Annotated in this window: 16 protein-coding genes and 1 other RNA gene; 13 read left to right on the forward strand and 4 right to left on the reverse strand. The window is 65.3% G+C overall.

The window, feature by feature from the left end; translation table 11 throughout:
- The first annotated feature begins 25 nt into the window (after nt 1–25).
- Nucleotides 26–802, forward strand: a complete 777-nt coding sequence (locus J8I34_RS06765; protein WP_209805679.1) for an enoyl-CoA hydratase — start codon at nt 26–28, stop codon at nt 800–802.
- A gap of 192 nt (nt 803–994) precedes the next feature.
- On the opposite strand, the gene J8I34_RS06770 is transcribed toward J8I34_RS06765, so the two are convergent.
- Nucleotides 995–1399: an acyl-CoA thioesterase gene (locus tag J8I34_RS06770; RefSeq protein ID WP_209805680.1), complete on the reverse strand. Its 405-nt coding sequence runs from the start codon at nt 1397–1399 to the stop codon at nt 995–997.
- A 111-nt stretch (nt 1400–1510) separates the two neighbouring features.
- Here J8I34_RS06770 and J8I34_RS06775 point away from each other — a divergent pair, with 111 nt between their 5' ends.
- The 7 genes from J8I34_RS06775 to J8I34_RS06805 all read left to right on the forward strand — a co-directional run bounded on the left by J8I34_RS06775 (nt 1511) and on the right by J8I34_RS06805 (nt 9273).
- On the forward strand, nt 1511–3412 hold the full coding sequence (locus J8I34_RS06775) for an ABCB family ABC transporter ATP-binding protein/permease (RefSeq protein ID WP_209768046.1): 1902 nt from the start codon (nt 1511–1513) through the stop codon (nt 3410–3412).
- Between the two features lie 75 nt (nt 3413–3487).
- Nucleotides 3488–4435 carry a LysR family transcriptional regulator gene (locus J8I34_RS06780; protein WP_029048539.1) on the forward strand — a complete coding sequence of 316 codons (948 nt, stop codon included), beginning with the start codon at nt 3488–3490 and terminating at the stop codon, nt 4433–4435.
- 137 nt (nt 4436–4572) lie between these two features.
- On the forward strand, nt 4573–5880 hold the full coding sequence (locus J8I34_RS06785; protein ID WP_029048540.1) for a Glu/Leu/Phe/Val family dehydrogenase: 1308 nt from the start codon (nt 4573–4575) through the stop codon (nt 5878–5880).
- 277 nt (nt 5881–6157) lie between these two features.
- A complete protein-coding gene (locus J8I34_RS06790; RefSeq protein ID WP_209768055.1) occupies nt 6158–7057 on the forward strand; it encodes a glutamate/aspartate ABC transporter substrate-binding protein in 900 nt (299 codons plus the stop codon).
- Nucleotides 7058–7120: 63 nt separating this feature from the next.
- Nucleotides 7121–7849: an amino acid ABC transporter permease gene (locus J8I34_RS06795; RefSeq protein ID WP_029048542.1), complete on the forward strand. Its 729-nt coding sequence runs from the start codon at nt 7121–7123 to the stop codon at nt 7847–7849.
- A 9-nt stretch (nt 7850–7858) separates the two neighbouring features.
- Nucleotides 7859–8542: a glutamate/aspartate ABC transporter permease GltK gene (gene gltK, locus J8I34_RS06800; RefSeq protein ID WP_029048543.1), complete on the forward strand. Its 684-nt coding sequence runs from the start codon at nt 7859–7861 to the stop codon at nt 8540–8542.
- Nucleotides 8539–9273, forward strand: coding sequence for an amino acid ABC transporter ATP-binding protein (locus J8I34_RS06805; RefSeq protein ID WP_029048544.1), 735 nt, complete (start codon nt 8539–8541; stop codon nt 9271–9273). The genes gltK and J8I34_RS06805 overlap by 4 nt, the downstream gene beginning before the upstream one ends.
- A gap of 63 nt (nt 9274–9336) precedes the next feature.
- Here J8I34_RS06805 and J8I34_RS06810 read toward each other — a convergent pair whose 3' ends face one another.
- Nucleotides 9337–10167 carry a class II glutamine amidotransferase gene (locus J8I34_RS06810; RefSeq protein WP_209805681.1) on the reverse strand — a complete coding sequence of 277 codons (831 nt, stop codon included), beginning with the start codon at nt 10165–10167 and terminating at the stop codon, nt 9337–9339.
- A gap of 145 nt (nt 10168–10312) precedes the next feature.
- Between J8I34_RS06810 and J8I34_RS06815 the strand changes: the two genes are divergently transcribed.
- The 5 genes from J8I34_RS06815 to rnpB all read left to right on the forward strand — a co-directional run bounded on the left by J8I34_RS06815 (nt 10313) and on the right by rnpB (nt 14990).
- Nucleotides 10313–11386: a tartrate dehydrogenase gene (locus tag J8I34_RS06815; protein ID WP_209805682.1), complete on the forward strand. Its 1074-nt coding sequence runs from the start codon at nt 10313–10315 to the stop codon at nt 11384–11386.
- Complete coding sequence (locus J8I34_RS06820; protein ID WP_209805683.1) at nt 11383–12690, forward strand: glycerate kinase type-2 family protein; 1308 nt, start codon at nt 11383–11385, stop codon at nt 12688–12690. Before J8I34_RS06815 ends, J8I34_RS06820 begins: the two co-directional genes overlap by 4 nt.
- Before the next feature lie 50 nt (nt 12691–12740).
- A complete protein-coding gene (gene pyrC, locus J8I34_RS06825) occupies nt 12741–13775 on the forward strand; it encodes a dihydroorotase (protein WP_029048548.1) in 1035 nt (344 codons plus the stop codon).
- Nucleotides 13776–13786: 11 nt separating this feature from the next.
- Nucleotides 13787–14626 (forward strand): DUF3025 domain-containing protein, encoded by an 840-nt coding sequence (locus J8I34_RS06830; RefSeq protein WP_245175805.1) that lies wholly within the window; start codon nt 13787–13789, stop codon nt 14624–14626.
- 23 nt (nt 14627–14649) lie between these two features.
- Nucleotides 14650–14990: RNase P RNA component class A (gene rnpB, locus J8I34_RS06835), an RNA gene on the forward strand.
- A 54-nt stretch (nt 14991–15044) separates the two neighbouring features.
- Here rnpB and J8I34_RS06840 read toward each other — a convergent pair.
- Both J8I34_RS06840 and J8I34_RS06845 read right to left on the reverse strand, forming a co-directional pair.
- A complete protein-coding gene (locus tag J8I34_RS06840; RefSeq protein WP_209756598.1) occupies nt 15045–15467 on the reverse strand; it encodes an OsmC family protein in 423 nt (140 codons plus the stop codon).
- A 298-nt stretch (nt 15468–15765) separates the two neighbouring features.
- Nucleotides 15766–16101 carry a hypothetical protein gene (locus J8I34_RS06845; protein ID WP_156914420.1) on the reverse strand — a complete coding sequence of 112 codons (336 nt, stop codon included), beginning with the start codon at nt 16099–16101 and terminating at the stop codon, nt 15766–15768.
- Nucleotides 16102–16161 lie beyond the last annotated feature (60 nt).

Consider the following 16161-nt stretch of genomic DNA (forward strand, 5'->3'; position numbering starts at 1 on the left):
CCCAGCCACCAAAGAGGAGGAGATCATGAGCATCCTTACCCGCATCGAGCAAGGCATCCTGACGCTCGAGTTCGACCGCATCGACAAGAAGAACGCCATCACCGCGGCGATGTACCAGGCACTGGCCGACGCACTGCGCGCGGCCGAGACCGATCGCAACGTGCGCGCAATCCTGCTGCGCGGCAAGCCTGAGATCTTCACCGCCGGCAACGACCTGGAAGACTTCATGCAGCGCCCGCCGACTGCAGGCGAAGGCGCCGGGCAGGCGCCGGTGTTCCAGTTCCTGTACCAGATCAGCCATGCCAGCAAGCCGGTCGTCGCGGCGGTCAGTGGCGCGGCGGTCGGCGTGGGCACCACCATGCTGCTGCATTGCGACCTGGTCTACGCGTCGGACACGGCCAGGCTGTCGCTGCCGTTCGTGCAGCTGGGGCTGTGCCCCGAGGCGGCGTCGAGCCTGTTGCTGCCGCGCCTGGTCGGCTACCAGCGCGCCGCCGAGAAGCTGATGCTGGGCGAGGCGTTCAGCGCGCAGGAAGCGCTGGAGATCGGCCTGGTGACGCGTGTGTTGCCCGTGGCGGAACTGCACGACTTCGCGCTGCAGCAGGCGCGCAAGCTGGCGGCGCTGCCGGCTTCGTCGCTGCGCGAGACCAAGCGGCTGATGAAATCGGGTGGGGTGGCCGAAGTGGAAAAGCAGATGGCCGACGAGGGTGCGGTGTTCCGGCGCATGCTGGTGGCGCCGGAGGCGAAGGAGGCGTTCAGCGCGTTCTTTGAGAAGCGGAAGCCGGATTTTTCGAAGTTCGAGTGAGGGGCCGGGAGACTTCGCTCTACCACTTGTTTGCTCCCCTCTCCCGCTTGCGGGAGAGGGGTTGGGGGAGAGGGCCGGCGCTCGGCAAGCACGCTTACGCCTCACTACGTAGAGACTCCCGCCCTCACCCCAACCCTCTCCCGCACGCGGGAGAGGGAGCACACCGATCGATGAGCGATAGCCTCTGGGCCCTCAGGCCGTCGGCAACTCCCGCGGCTGCCGCGACTCATCCGTCGCCACGTACGTCAAGGTCGCCTCGGTCACCTTGACGATCTCATTGCTGTGCCGCATCCGCTGCGCATAAACCTCCACCTCGACCGTGATCGAGGTGCGCCCGGTCTTGACGATCTCGGCATAGAAGCTCACCAGGTCGCCGACAAATACCGGATGCTTGAACAGGAAGGAATTGACTGCCACGGTCGCGACGCGGCCCTGCGCGCGCTCGACCGCGGGGATCGAGCCGGCAATATCCACCTGCGCCATGATCCAGCCGCCGAACACGTCGCCGTGCACGTTGGCGTCGGCAGGCATCGGCACCACGCGCAGCGCGGGATTCTTGCCGGCGGGCAGGGCGGGGACGGTATGGGGAGTGTTCATGACAATATGCGGGTGGACTTCCGAAGGGGGCGCAGGCCGCGACGAAAAACCCTTCGCCTGCCGCGCAATGCGATTCCTGCGACAATCTCGCATTGGCCCGGATTCTAACGTATGCGCCGCTATTCCACGACCGCCGAGCAGGCCCCCGACCCCGCCTCGGTCAAGCTCTTCCCCGGCCAGCGCGCCCCCCGCAGCGACTGGCAGACCGTCCGCAACCTGCTGCCCTATGTCTGGCACTACAAGTGGCGCGTGATGCTGGCACTGGCGTGCCTGGTCGCGGCCAAGGTGGCCAACCTGGGCGTGCCGGTGCTGATGAAGCGCCTGATCGACAGCATGAACCTCGCCGCCGGCGATCCGCGCGCATTGCTGGTGGTGCCGGTGGGGCTGATTGTCGCCTACGGCATGTTGCGGCTGTCGGCGACGCTATTCACCGAGTTGCGGGAAATCCTCTTTTCCAAGGTCACGCAGAGCGCCGTGCGCGAGATCGCGCTGCAGGTGTTCCGCCACCTGCATGCGCTGTCGCTGCGTTTCCACCTGGACCGGCAGACCGGCGGCATGAGCCGCGACATCGAGCGCGGCACGCGCGGCATCCAGTCGCTGATCTCGTATTCGCTGTACAGCATCCTGCCCACGCTGGTGGAGATGGGGCTGGTGATCGGCTTCTTCATCCTGCACTACGACGTCTGGTTCGCCGCGATCACCGGCTGCGCGCTGGTGAGCTATATCGTCTTCACCATCGTCGTGACGGAATGGCGCACGCACTTCCGCCGCAAGATGAACGAGCTGGATTCGCGCGCCAACCAGAAGGCGATCGATTCGCTGCTGAACTTCGAAACGGTCAAGTACTTCGGCAATGAGGAATACGAAGCCCGGCGCTACGACGAGAACCTGCTCAATTACCGCGCCGCGGCGATCCGCTCGCAGAGTTCGCTGTCGTTCCTGAACTTCGGCCAGCAGGTCATCATCGCCGTGGGGCTAATCCTGATCCTGTGGCGCGCCACCGTGGGCGTGGTGGACGGCAAGCTGACGCTGGGCGACCTGGTGCTGGTCAACACGCTGATGATCCAGCTCTATATCCCGCTGAACTTCCTCGGCGTGATCTACCGCGAGATCAAGCAGGCGACCACCGACATGGACCGGATGTTCGTGCTGCTGGGCACGCACCAGGAAGTGGCCGACACGCCCGGCGCGCAGCCGCTCAGGGTCAACGGCGCGCAGGTGCGGTTCCGCGACGTGCGCTTCGGCTACGAGCCGGACCGCACGATCCTGGATGGCGTCGATTTCAATATCGCGGCCGGCACCACGACCGCCGTGGTCGGCCACAGCGGCTCGGGCAAGTCCACGCTGGCGCGGCTGCTGTTCCGCTTCTACGACGTCAACAGCGGCGCGATCGAGATCGACGGGCAGGATATCCGCGCGATCACGCAGGACAGCCTGCGCCGCGCCATCGGCATCGTGCCGCAGGACACGGTGCTGTTCAACGACAGCATCTACTACAACATCGCCTACGGCCGCCCCGACGCCACGCGCGAGGAAGTCATCGCCGCGGCGCGGGCGGCGCAGATCGACGCCTTTATCCGCGAGCTGCCGCAGGGCTACGACACGCCGGTGGGCGAGCGCGGCCTGAAGCTGTCCGGCGGCGAGAAGCAGCGCGTGGCGATCGCGCGCACGCTGCTGAAGAACCCGCCGGTGCTCGTCTTTGACGAAGCCACCTCCGCGCTCGACTCGCGCACCGAGCAGGCGATCCAGGCCGAACTGATGCGGCTGGCGCAAAACCGCACCACGCTGCTGATCGCGCATCGACTGTCCACCGTGGTGCATGCCGACCAGATCCTGGTGATGGACCATGGCCGCGTGGTCGAGCGGGGCACGCATGCCGAACTGATGCGCGCGCGCGGCCGCTATGCGGAGATGTGGGACATCCAGGCCCGCGCCGCCGCGCAGGGCGGCGAGGCCGAACGCAGCGCCGACGCGCTCGCCGTCGACGTGGGGGACGCCACGCAGGACGCGTAACAGCGCGCGCGCACCAAAGCGCGGCAGCCATTGGGCAGGTGACGCGCCCCGGCGCGCGGTGGATAATCCGGCGTCATGGAAATCAAATGGCTTGAAGACTTTGTCAGCCTGGCCGAGACGCACAGCTTCTCGCGCTCGGCCGAGCTGCGCCACGTGACGCAGCCCGCTTTCTCCCGGCGCATCCAGTCGCTGGAGGCGTGGGTCGGCACCGAGCTGATCGACCGCTCCAGCTACCCCACCAGCCTGACGGCGGCCGGCAAGGTGTTCTACGAGCAGGCACTGGCGATGCTGGCGCAGGTCAGCGAGACCCGCGCGCTGATGCGCGGGCAGCGCTCGGCCAACGCGCAGGTGCTGGAGTTCGCGGTGCCGCATACGCTGTCGCTGACGTTCTTCCCGGAATGGCTCAAGGCGCTGGAACGCAAGATCGGCACGCTGCCGTGCCGGCTGCGCGCGCTCAACGTCCACGATGCGGTGCTGATGCTGGTTGAGGGCGGCTGCGACTTGGTGATGGTCTACCACCACGCGCGCCAGGCCATCCAGCTCGATCCGGCGCGGTACGACATGCTGGTGCTCGGTACCGAGCGGCTGTCGCCGTACAGCGTGCCGGACGCCGCCGGCAAGCCGCAGTTCCGGCTGCCCGGCACCGACAAGAAGCCGGTGCCGTTCCTGAGCTACACCCCCAATGCCTTCCTCGGCCGCATGGTCGACCTGCTGCTGTCGGATACCGCCGAAGCGCTCAAGCTCGACAAATGCTACGAGACGGACATGGCCGAGGCGCTCAAGGTGATGGCGTTGTCCGGCCATGGCATGGCGTTCCTGCCCGAGAGCGCGGTGCGGGAGGAGGTGGCCCAGGGCAAGCTGGTGCGGGCGGAGTCGGCGCGCGGGCTGCCGTTGTCGATCGACATGGAGATCCGGCTGTATCGGGAGAAGCCGGGGGAGAACGGCGGGGAGCGGCGCGGTGCGGGCGCGCGGCGCAAGCGGCAGCTGGTGGACCAGGTATGGTCGACCTTGTCGGAAACCTGACGCGCACCAAACACATCGTTGACAAGTCACCCTCAAACGTTATGCGCATCTTGCATAACCGGATGAGCAAACGGCATTGGATTCCGGCAGGCCGCCAAGCCTAAGCTTGCGGCCATCCTCCACCCCGGAACCAACCGATGTCCTCCGCAGCACCGACCAACATTGCTGGCCAAAAGCACGCACTCCCGTCCTACCTCAACGCCGACAACCTCGGCCCCTGGGGCATCTACCTGCAGCAAGTCGATCGTGTCACGCCCTACCTGGGCTCGCTGGCACGCTGGGTTGAAACCCTGAAGCGCCCCAAGCGCGCGCTGGTCGTCGACGTTCCCATCGAGCTGGACAACGGCACCATCGCCCACTTCGAGGGCTACCGCGTGCAGCACAACCTGTCGCGCGGCCCGGGCAAGGGCGGCGTGCGTTTCCACCAGGACGTGACGCTGTCGGAAGTGATGGCGCTGTCGGCATGGATGTCGGTGAAGAACGCCGCGGTGAACGTGCCCTACGGCGGTGCCAAGGGCGGCATCCGCGTCGACCCGCGCACGCTGTCGCACGCCGAGCTGGAGCGCCTGACGCGCCGCTACACCAGCGAAATCAACATCATCATCGGACCGAGCAAGGACATCCCGGCGCCGGACGTCAACACCAACGCCCAGGTGATGGCATGGATGATGGACACCTACTCGATGAATTCGGGCAGCACCTCCACCGGCGTGGTGACCGGCAAGCCGATCTCGCTGGGCGGCTCGCTGGGGCGCCACGAGGCGACCGGCCGCGGCGTGTTCGTGGTGGGTTCGGAGGCTGCGCGCAATATCGGCCTGGAAATCAAGGGCGCGAGCGTCGCCGTGCAGGGCTTCGGCAACGTGGGCGCCGTGGCCGCCAAGCTGTTCCATGAGGCCGGCGCCAAGGTGGTGGCGGTGCAGGACCACCGCACCACCCTGTTCGACCCGGCCGGCCTGGACGTGCCGGCGATGATGGAATACGCCGCGCACAACGGCACCATCGAAGGCTACCGCGGCGAAGTCCTGCGCACCGAGCAGTTCTGGGAAGTCGACTGCGACATCCTGATTCCGGCCGCGCTGGAAGGCCAGATCACCGCCAAGAACGCGCCGCTGATCAAGGCCCGCCTGGTAATCGAGGGCGCCAATGGCCCGACCACCCCGGAAGCCGACGATATCCTGCGCGAGCGCAATATCCTGGTGGCGCCGGACGTGATCGCCAACGCTGGCGGCGTAACCGTTTCCTACTTCGAATGGGTGCAGGATTTCTCCTCGTTCTTCTGGACCGAAGAGGAAATCAACCAGCGTCTGGTACGGATCATGCAAGAGGCGTTCCGCGCAATCTGGCAGGTGGCGCAGGACAACAAGGTGACGCTGCGCACCGCGGCGTTTATCGTGGCCTGCTCGCGGATCCTGCAGGCGCGCGAAATGCGCGGCCTGTATCCCTGATCGCAGGGTGCGGGTGAACCGGAACGAGGCGCGAAGCACTGGCATGGTGCGATGCAGCAGCCGATCCGGTTCCCAGCTTCATGACCGCCAGACGCGGTCTCCGGCTAGCGCCGGAGACCGCGTTGTCGTATCCGGACGACGTGCGCACCGATTGCCCTGAATAAGGGTTCTAGGAGAAAACCCAGTTGTATTGCGGCGGATGCTGCGCAATACTGTTTCACCAGAGGGGGTTTTATCTCAAGAATCCCGCTTTCTCTTCTATGGTCAAGGAGATGTTATGAATTTTGCCAAGTTGGCTTCCCTGATGATTGCCGCCGGGGTGATGTGCGGAACGGCTCAGGCAGCTGAACAACTGACGGGCACGCTGAAGAAGATCAAGGACACCGGCGTGATTACGCTGGGCGTGCGCGAGTCGTCGATTCCGTTCAATTACAACCTGGGCGGCGTGCGCCAGGTCGGCTATTCCTACGATATCAACATGAAGATCGTGGAAGCCATCAAGGACCAGCTGAAGCTGCCGAACCTGCAGGTCAAGGAAATCCCGATCACCTCGCAGAACCGCATCCCCCTGCTGCAGAACGGCACCATCGACATGGAGTGCGGTTCGACCACCAATAACCTGGAACGCCAGAAGCAGGTCGCCTTCACCAACTCCATCTTCATCATCGGCACGCGCATCATGGTGAAGAAGGATGCCGCCATCAAGGACTGGGCCGACCTGAAGGGCAAGAACGTCGTCACCACCGCCGGCACCACGTCGGAGCGCCTGCTGCGCAAGATGAACGACGAGCAGAAGCTGGGCCTGAACATCATCAGCACCAAGGATCACGGCCAGTCGTTCCTGACGCTGGAATCGGGCCGCGCGGTGGCCTTCATGATGGACGATGCGCTGCTGTACGGCGAGCGCGCCAAGGCCAAGAACCCGGCCGACTGGATCGTGGTGGGCAAGGCCCAGTCGCGCGAGTCGTATGGCTGCATGATCCGCAAGGACGACCCGCAGTTCAAGAAGCTGTCCGACACCGTGATCTCCGGCATGATGAAGGACGGTTCGGTCAACACGCTGTACACCAAGTGGTTCATGCAACCGGTTCCGCCCAAGGGCCTGAACCTGGACTTCCCGCTGTCCGAAGACATGAAGGCCCTGATCAAGGCGCCGAACGACAAGGCGCTGGACTGATCTGACCGGGACAGCAGTGCGAAACGGAAGGCATGTCCTTCCGTTTCTTTTTGAGGACGCAACATGAACTACAACTGGCATTGGGGAGTCTTCCTCGAACAGGCCGCCCAGAACGAGACCTACCTGGACTGGATGATCTCCGGCCTGAAGGTCACGATCGCGCTGGGGCTTTCGTCCTGGGTCATTGCCCTGGTCATCGGCTCGGTGCTCGGCGTGCTGCGCACCGCGCCCAACAAGTGGCTGGCCGGTTTCGCCGCCACCTACGTCGAGATCTTCCGCAACATCCCGCTGCTGGTGCAGCTGTTCATCTGGTATTTCGTCATGCCCGAGCTGCTGCCCGGCGGCGAGGCGATCAAGCAGATGAACCCGTTCGCGCAGCAGTTCCTGGCCGCCATGCTGTGCCTGGGCACCTTCACGGCCGCGCGCGTCTGCGAGCAGGTGCGCTCGGGCATCAACTCGCTGGCGCGCGGGCAGAAGAACGCGGGCCTGGCGATGGGCTTCACGCTGCCGCAGACGTACCGCCACGTACTGCTGCCGATGGCGTTCCGCGTGATCGTGCCGCCGCTGACTTCCGAATTCCTGAACATCTTCAAGAACTCGGCAGTGGCGTCGACCATCGGCCTGCTGGAGCTGGCCGCGCAGGGCCGCCAGCTGGTGGACTACACCGCGCGCCCATATGAATCGTTCATCGCGGTCACGCTGATGTACGCGCTGATCAACATCACGGTGATGCTGCTGATGCGCTGGGTCGAGGCCCGCACGCGCGTGCCGGGCTTCATCGGCGGCAAGTAAGGGGGCGCCATGGCTTATTCCTTCGATTTCACCTCGATCAACCCGAGCACGTTGCACGTGCTGGGCGAGGGCATGATGGTCTCGCTCAAGATTACCGTCACCGCGGTGGTGGTCGGCATCATCTGGGGCACCATCCTGGCGATGATGCGGCTGTCGTCGTTCAAGCTGCTGAACTGGTTCGCGCAGGGGTACGTGACTATCTTCCGCTCCATCCCGCTGGTGATGGTGCTGTTGTGGTTCTTCCTGATCATTCCGCAGGTGCTGCAGGGGATCTTCAACCTGTCGCCCGCGACCGATCTGCGCATGACCTCGGCGCTGGTGGCGTTCGCGTTGTTCGAGGCGGCGTACTATTCCGAGATCATCCGCGCGGGGATCCAGAGCGTGTCGCGCGGGCAGATGTTCGCGGCGCAGGCGCTGGGCATGACCTACGGGCAGTCGATGCGGCTGGTAATCCTGCCGCAGGCGTTCCGCAACATGGTGCCGCTGTTGCTGACCCAGGGCATCATCCTGTTCCAGGATACGTCGCTGGTGTACGTGAGCGCGCTGGCTGACTTCTTCGGCCAGGCCTACGGCATCGGCGAGCGCGACGGGCGTATCGTCGAGTTGCTGCTGTTCGCCGGCCTGGTGTACTTCATCATTTGTTTCTCCGCTTCGCTGCTGGTCAAGCGTTACCAGAAAAAGGTGGCTGTATGATCGAAATCAACAATGTTTCCAAGTGGTACGGCTCCTTCCAGGTGCTGACCGACTGCACCACCAAGGTTGCCAAGGGTGAAGTGGTGGTGGTGTGCGGCCCGTCGGGTTCGGGCAAGTCCACGCTGATCAAGACTGTCAACGCACTGGAGCCGTTCCAGAAGGGCGACATCCTGGTCGACGGCACCTCGGTGGGCAATCCCAAGACCAACCTGCCCAAGCTGCGTTCGCGCGTGGGCATGGTGTTCCAGAACTTCGAGCTGTTCCCGCACCTCTCGATCACCGAGAACCTGACCATCGCGCAGATGAAGGTGCTTGGCCGTTCGAAGGACGAGGCAATGGCCAAGGGCCTGAAGTACCTCGAACGCGTGGGCCTGAAGAGCCAGGCCGAGAAGTACCCCGGCCAGCTGTCGGGCGGCCAGCAGCAGCGCGTGGCAATCGCGCGCGCGCTGTCGATGGACCCGATCTGCATGCTGTTCGACGAGCCGACCTCCGCGCTGGACCCGGAAATGGTCAACGAAGTGCTGGACGTGATGGTGCAGCTGGCGCAGGAAGGCATGACCATGATGTGCGTGACGCACGAAATGGGCTTTGCGCGCAAGGTGGCCAACCGCGTGATCTTCATGGACCAGGGCAAGATCGTCGAAGACGCCGACAAGGAAGAGTTCTTCGGCAATATCGAAGCCCGTTCGGAGCGCGCGCGGCAGTTCCTGTCGAAGATCCTGCACCACTGAACGGACTGCCAGCCATATGAAAAAGGGACGCCGCGGCGTCCCTTTTTCATATGGCCGGGCGGCTCAGGTACAAGCCGTATTGGCGGCGTTCTTGGCCTGGACTTCGGGCGGGATCGGCACGGTCAGCGTCATCACCGGACGCCCGTGCTCGAACATGATCAGCTCGCCCGGGGCGAACTGGGTCCAGGTCTCGTTGTCGGTCAGCGGGGCGGTGGCGATCACCGCAACGCGGTCGTCCGGCGTGGTCACCTGGGCGAAGTCGATCGACAAGTCCGCATCAATCAGGTGCGCGGTCGAGAATGGCCACTCCCGCACGATGTAGTACAGGCGGGTAGAGCAGTGGGCAAACAATGCCTGGCCATTGCTCAGCAGGTAATTGAACACGCCATGCAGCGTGATATCGCGAGTGATATCGGCCAGCGCATGGCCGAGTTCATTCAGCGGCGGTTGCGAGCCCGGGAAGCGCTTGCGCAGGCCTTGCATCAGCGTGCAGAAGGCCAGTTCGCTGTCGGTATCGCCCACCGGCTGGTACACGCCCGACAGGAACGGCGAAAAATTCAGCAGGTCGCCGTTGTGGGCAAAGATCCAGTGCCGGCCCCACAGCTCGCGCATGAACGGGTGGCAGTTCTCCAGCAGCACCGTTCCCTGCGTCGCCTTGCGGATATGCGAGATGACGTTCTTCGACTTGATCGGGTAGCGCTTGATCAGGTCAGCCACCGGCGACGTGCCGGCGGACTGGTTGTCGATAAACAGGCGGCAGGCCTTGTCTTCAAAGAAGGCGACACCGAAGCCGTCGGCGTGGTGATCGGTCACGCCGCCGCGGGCGGCGAAGCCGGTAAAGGAGAACGTCACGTCGGTCGGCGTGGCGCAGTTCATGCCTAGCAACTGGCACATATCGGGGCACCGGTCGGCAGCGGGCTGCCGCTTTGCAATAGAATGCAGACATTATCCCGCGCGCCCGGGCCGCTGCCAAGCAACCCGCGGGCGCTCCAGTGCGGTGCCAACGGCGCCACCATACCTGCTAGCAATCCCGAGAACGATGAGCCAATACAAGATTGCCGTGATTCCCGGAGACGGAATCGGCACGGAAGTCATGCCCGAAGGCATACGCGTGATGGACGCCGCGGCGCGCCGCTTCGGCATCGGCTTCCAGTGGGATCACTTCGATTTTTCCAGCTGCGACTATTACGCCCGTCACGGCAAGATGCTGCCCGACGACTGGTTCGACACGCTGGTCAGGTACGACGCCATCTACTTCGGCGCGGTCGGCTGGCCGGATACGGTGCCCGACCACGTCTCCCTGTGGGGCTCGCTGCTGCAGTTCCGCCGTTCCTTCGACCAGTACGTCAACCTGCGCCCGGTGCGGCTGATGCCCGGTATCCGGAGCCCGCTGGCGGGCCGCGAGCCTGGCGACATCGATTTCTACGTGGTGCGCGAGAACACCGAGGGCGAATACTCCAGCATCGGCGGCCGCATGTTCCCCGGCACCGACCGCGAGATCGTGGTGCAGGAAACGGTGATGAGCCGCACCGGCGTCGACCGCATCCTGAAGTTTGCCTTCGAGCTGGCGCATAAGCGCCCGAAGAAGCACCTGACGTCGGCCACCAAGTCAAACGGCATCTCGATCACAATGCCGTACTGGGACGAACGGGTCGAGGCAATGGCCGCGAATTATCTCGGCCTGAAGGTTGACAAGTACCACATCGACATCCTGACCGCCCATTTCGTCCAGCACCCGGACTGGTTCGACGTGGTGGTTGCCAGCAACCTGTTCGGCGACATCCTGTCCGACCTGGGGCCGGCCTGCACCGGCACCATCGGCATTGCCCCGTCGGGCAATATCAACCCGGACCGGACCTTCCCCAGCCTGTTCGAGCCGGTGCACGGCTCGGCCCCGGACATCGCCGGGCGCGGCGTGGCCAACCCGATCGGCCAGATCTGGTGCGGCGCCATGATGCTGGAACACCTGGGCCATGACGAGGCCGGCGCCGCCGTGCTGGGCGCGATCGAAAAGGTGCTGGCCGCCGGGCCGGAGCATGCGCCGCTGACGCGCGATATCGGCGGCAAGGCCGGTACCGCAGACCTGGGCCGCGCCATCGCGGAGGCGCTGTGAGCGCCGCGTTCGCGGGGAACGCCCGCGCACTGCTGCTCGAGACTTTCCACGCCGCCGTGGCGGCGGCCGATCCGCTGCAGATCGTCGCGCAGCACCTGCCACCGCCGCACGCCGGTGGCCGCACGCTGGTGGTGGGCGCGGGCAAGGCCGCCGCGTCGATGGCCGCCGCGGTCGAGCGTGCCTATGCCGGCAAGGCTACGCTCGAAGGGCTGGTGGTCACGCGCTACGCGCACGGCATGCCGACCGACCATATCCGAGTGATCGAGGCCGGCCACCCGGTGCCGGACGAATCGGGCGAGCAGGCCGCGGCGGAGATCCTTGCGGCTGTGCAATCGCTGACGCCGCAGGACCGGCTGCTGGTGCTGGTTTCGGGCGGCGGTTCGAGCCTGCTGTCGCTGCCGGCCGAGGGCATTCCGATGGCCGACCTGAAGGCGACCACCAGGGAATTGCTGCGCTGTGGCGCGCCGATCACCGACATGAACATCGTGCGGAAGCACATCTCGCGCATCCAGGGCGGCCGGCTGGCGCAGGCGAGCCAGGCGCCGGTGACCACGCTGATTGTCTCGGACGTGGCCGGCGACGATCCCAGCGCGATCGCCTCGGGCCCGACCGTGGCCGACCCCAGCACCTTCGTCGACGCGCTGGAGATCCTGCGCCGCTACGGCGCGCAGGTGCCGGCCAGCGTGCAGTCGCACCTGGAACGCGGCGCGCGCGGCGAGGTGGCCGAGACGCCCAAGCCTGGCGATCCCTTGTTCGATCGGGTCGACAACATCATGATCGCGACCGCCCACGGCAGCCTGGAAGCCGCCGCGGCGCTGTTCCGCGCACGCGGCATCACGCCAGTGGTACTGGGTGACACGGTGACGGGCGAGGCACGCGAAGTGGCGCGGGTCTATGCCGCGCTGGTGCGCGAGATTCGCGCGTACAATGCGCCGTTCGCCACGCCCGTGGCGCTGATTTCCGGAGGTGAGTGCACGGTCACTTTGCCAGCCGGCGGCGGCGCGGGCAAGGCGCGCGGCGGGCGCTGCTCGGAGTTTCTGCTGTCGCTGGCGGTCGAACTGGCAGGCATGCCCGGGGTGCACGCGATCGCGGCCGACACCGACGGCATCGATGGCTCGGAAGACAACGCCGGCGCGCTGGCCGACCCGACCACGCTGGCGCGTGCCGAAGCCGCCGGCCGGCCGGGGCAGCGCCAGCTCGACGCGCACGACGCCTGGGGCCTGTTCGATGCCATCGGCGACCTGGTTGTCACCGGACCCACGCGCACCAACGTGAACGATTACCGCGCCATCCTGATTCTCTGATTCTGAAAAAAGCGCCCGCCGCCGTTCCCCGCGGCGGGCCCAAGCAAGCCATGACCCAGAAGCTCACCATCACCCGCCCGGACGACTGGCACCTGCACCTGCGCGACGGCGCGGCCCTGGCGGCTGTACTGCCCGACACCGCCCGCCAGTTCGCCCGCGCGATCATCATGCCGAACCTGAAGCCTCCCGTGACCACGGTGGAGCAGGCGCAGGCCTACCGTGCCCGCATCCTGGCGGCGCTGCCGGCCGGCATGCAGTTCGAGCCGCTGATGACGCTGTACCTGACGGACAACACCAGCCCCGAGGAAATCGTCGCGGCCAAGGCCAGCGGCTTCGTGCACGGTGTCAAGCTGTACCCGGCGGGCGCCACCACCAACAGCGACGCCGGCGTGACCGACATCCGCCGCTGCTACGCCGCGCTGGAAGCGATGCAGCGTGAAGGCCTGCCACTGCAGGTGCACGGCGAAGTCACCGATCCGGCCATCGATATCTTCGACCGCGAGGCCGTGTTCATCGATCAGGTGATGACCCCGCTGCGCCGCGACATGCCCGAGCTGAAAGTGGTGTTCGAGCACATCACCACCAAGGATGCCGCCCAGTACGTGCTCGAAGCCAGCGGCCCGGTCGGCGCCACCATTACCGCCCACCATCTGCTGTACAACCGCAATGCGATCTTTACCGGCGGCATCCGCCCGCACTACTACTGCCTGCCGGTGCTCAAGCGCGAAACCCACCGCGAGGCGCTGGTCGCGGCCGCTACCTCGGGCAACCCGCGCTTCTTCCTGGGCACCGACAGCGCGCCGCACGCGCGCGGCCTGAAGGAACACGCCTGCGGCTGCGCCGGCTGCTACACCGCGCTGCATGCGATGGAGTTGTACGCCGAGGCCTTCGATGCCGCCGGCGCGCTGGACAAGCTGGAAGCCTTCGCCAGCTTCAACGGCCCGGCCTTCTATGGCCTGCCGCGCAACACCGGCACGCTGACGCTGGAGCGTGAAGACTGGCAGCTGCCGGCCGAACTGCCGTATGGCGACACCACGCTGGTGCCGCTGCGCGGCGGCGAAACGCTGCGCTGGAAGGCGCGCTGATCGCTGCGGCGTTGCAAGCCGGAGCAATTGCGGCGGGCGAATCCTTCACCGCCGCGCTGGCCGGGATCGACTGGTCCCGGCCATGGTTCCAACCCTTTACCCCGCGCGGTGCAGCGCTCGCCGCGGCAGTGCAGGGCGGCGCCGACCTGCGCGCGCTGCTCGATGCCCAGGCTGACGCACTGGGCTTGCAAAATGCGCGCGGGCTGCCGCTGCGCTTTATCCCCCAGCAGGACTTGCCCGAGGGCAGCGCCTATGAAGCGCATATCCTCGCCACAGGCGAAGTCCCGACGCGCGACAACCTCCACGATTTCTTCAATGCGCTGGTCTGGCTGCATTTCCCCCAAGCCAAGCGCGTACTCAACCAGATCCAGGCCACGGTGATCGCGCGCGAAGGCGTGCGGACCACGCGCGGCGGCGTACGCGACGCGGCCACGCTCTTCGACGAGAACGCAGTGCTGTTCCTGAGCGAGGGCGACGAATACGCCGAAGCGCTGCGCGGGTTTGCCTGGCGGCAACTCTTTGTCGCGCAGCGCGACGCGTGGGGTACCGCGTGCAGGGTGGTGCCGTTCGGCCATGCACTGCTGGAAAAGCTGGTGCAGCCGTACAAGGCCGTGACCGCCCATGCCTGGACGCTGCCGCTGATGCCGGGTGGAGCGCTGGACAAGGCGGTGGCATTGTCGCTGGAACAGGCGGCTGAAACTGGCACGCTGCGCGGCGGCCGCTGCTTTGCGCCATTGCCGGTAATGGGCATTCCGGCGTGGTGTGACGATAACGCCTCGCCTGATTTCTATGCCGACACCACGGTATTCCGGCCCGGGCGCATGCGGGATTTACCCCGGCAACCCGATTGAATCGGTGTTAGACTGCGGCCCGCAAAGCAGGCCAGGCAACCGCTGCCTGCACCGCAAGGTGCAGGGGGAGGAAAGTCCGGACTCCACAGGGCAGGGTGTTGGCTAACAGCCATCCACGGCAACGTGCGGAATAGGGCCACAGAGACGAGTCTTGCCGCCGGGTCCGCCCGGCGGGAAGGGTGAAACGCGGTAACCTCCACCTGGAGCAATCCCAAATAGGCAGGCGATGAAGCGGCCCGCTGAGTCTGCGGGTAGGGAGCTGGAGCCGGCTGGTAACAGCCGGCCTAGAGGAATGGTTGTCACGCGCCGCTGGCCGCAAGGCGGGCGGTGCGCACAGAATCCGGCTTATCGGCCTGCTTTGCTTCAGTCTTCGGCATGACCCGGCGCCCGCGCGGCACACCGGGCCGGCCACCTTTCATCAGCCTTCGACGATTTCCAGCGTGTGCGTGATCTCGGCCGTCTTGGCCAGCATGATCGACGCCGAGCAGTATTTCTCGTGCGACAGCTTGATCGCGCGCTCGACCGTAGCGGGGTTGAGATTCTTGCCGGTCACCACAAAATGGAAGTTGATGCGGGTGAAGACCTTGGGGTCTTCGCTGGCGCGCTCGGCCTGCAGCTGCACGCTGCAGCCGCGCACGTCCTGGCGGCCGCGCTTGAGGATCAGCACCACGTCATAGGCAGTGCAGCCGCCCGTGCCGACCAGCACCATTTCCATCGGCCGCGGCGCCAGGTTATGGCCACCACCCTCGGGCGCGCCGTCCATCGCAACGATATGGCCGCTGCCGGTCTGGGCCACGAAGCTCATGCCGTCGGCGCCCATCCATGTTACTTTGCATTCCATTCTGTTCGTTCCTGTCGCTTATGTTGTGGGATTGCGATCACTATCGCGTGATCTCGCATCTTGCAATTCCCAGTATATGGCATCGTCAAGTTCGGGCGCGGGCTGCCGATAACCCTATAAAATCCGAGGGTTTCCTCTAATGTGACGGCTCTGTGACAACGGTCTTTCGCGCATAACCAATTGTTTTAAAAGGAAATTATGATGTTGGTGGGGTGGGGATGGTCATCCCGCCATGCGAAACTCCATTTCGCACTACAAATTTCCCTTGCATCAGGGAAAACCCCATGTATAATTCCAATCATTGAACGACGGCGCTGACAGCGCGCCAGAGTGCGAAAGCGAAGCCTCCCGGATACGCCAGCCGCACCGCCCGCAGGTCCCCCGTCGATCTCCAAGTGTCTCCTCCACCCTCCTCCTTTGGTGGATTCAAACCCAAGCTAAACCAGCTTGGGTTTTTTTTTCGCCCTGCGCGGATGCGATGCGGTTCCTGCGGCCAGAGTGGTGCTCGCTGCCCAGGCAAGCGATCTGTTGCAACGATCTTGACGAAAACCACAGTCTTTGCTTGTGCCAGCCCGACCGCCGCCATTATAATCGTGGGCTTTTCCGTCATGCCCGCGGGAAAGATGAGCAGCATCCGGCCAGTCCCCAGGACGGGCCACAAGACTTGCAGGGGCGAGCACAAGCCTTCGCGAGT

This window comes from Cupriavidus phytohabitans (assembly GCF_017815025.1).
In the GTDB taxonomy this organism is placed as follows: domain Bacteria; phylum Pseudomonadota; class Gammaproteobacteria; order Burkholderiales; family Burkholderiaceae; genus Cupriavidus.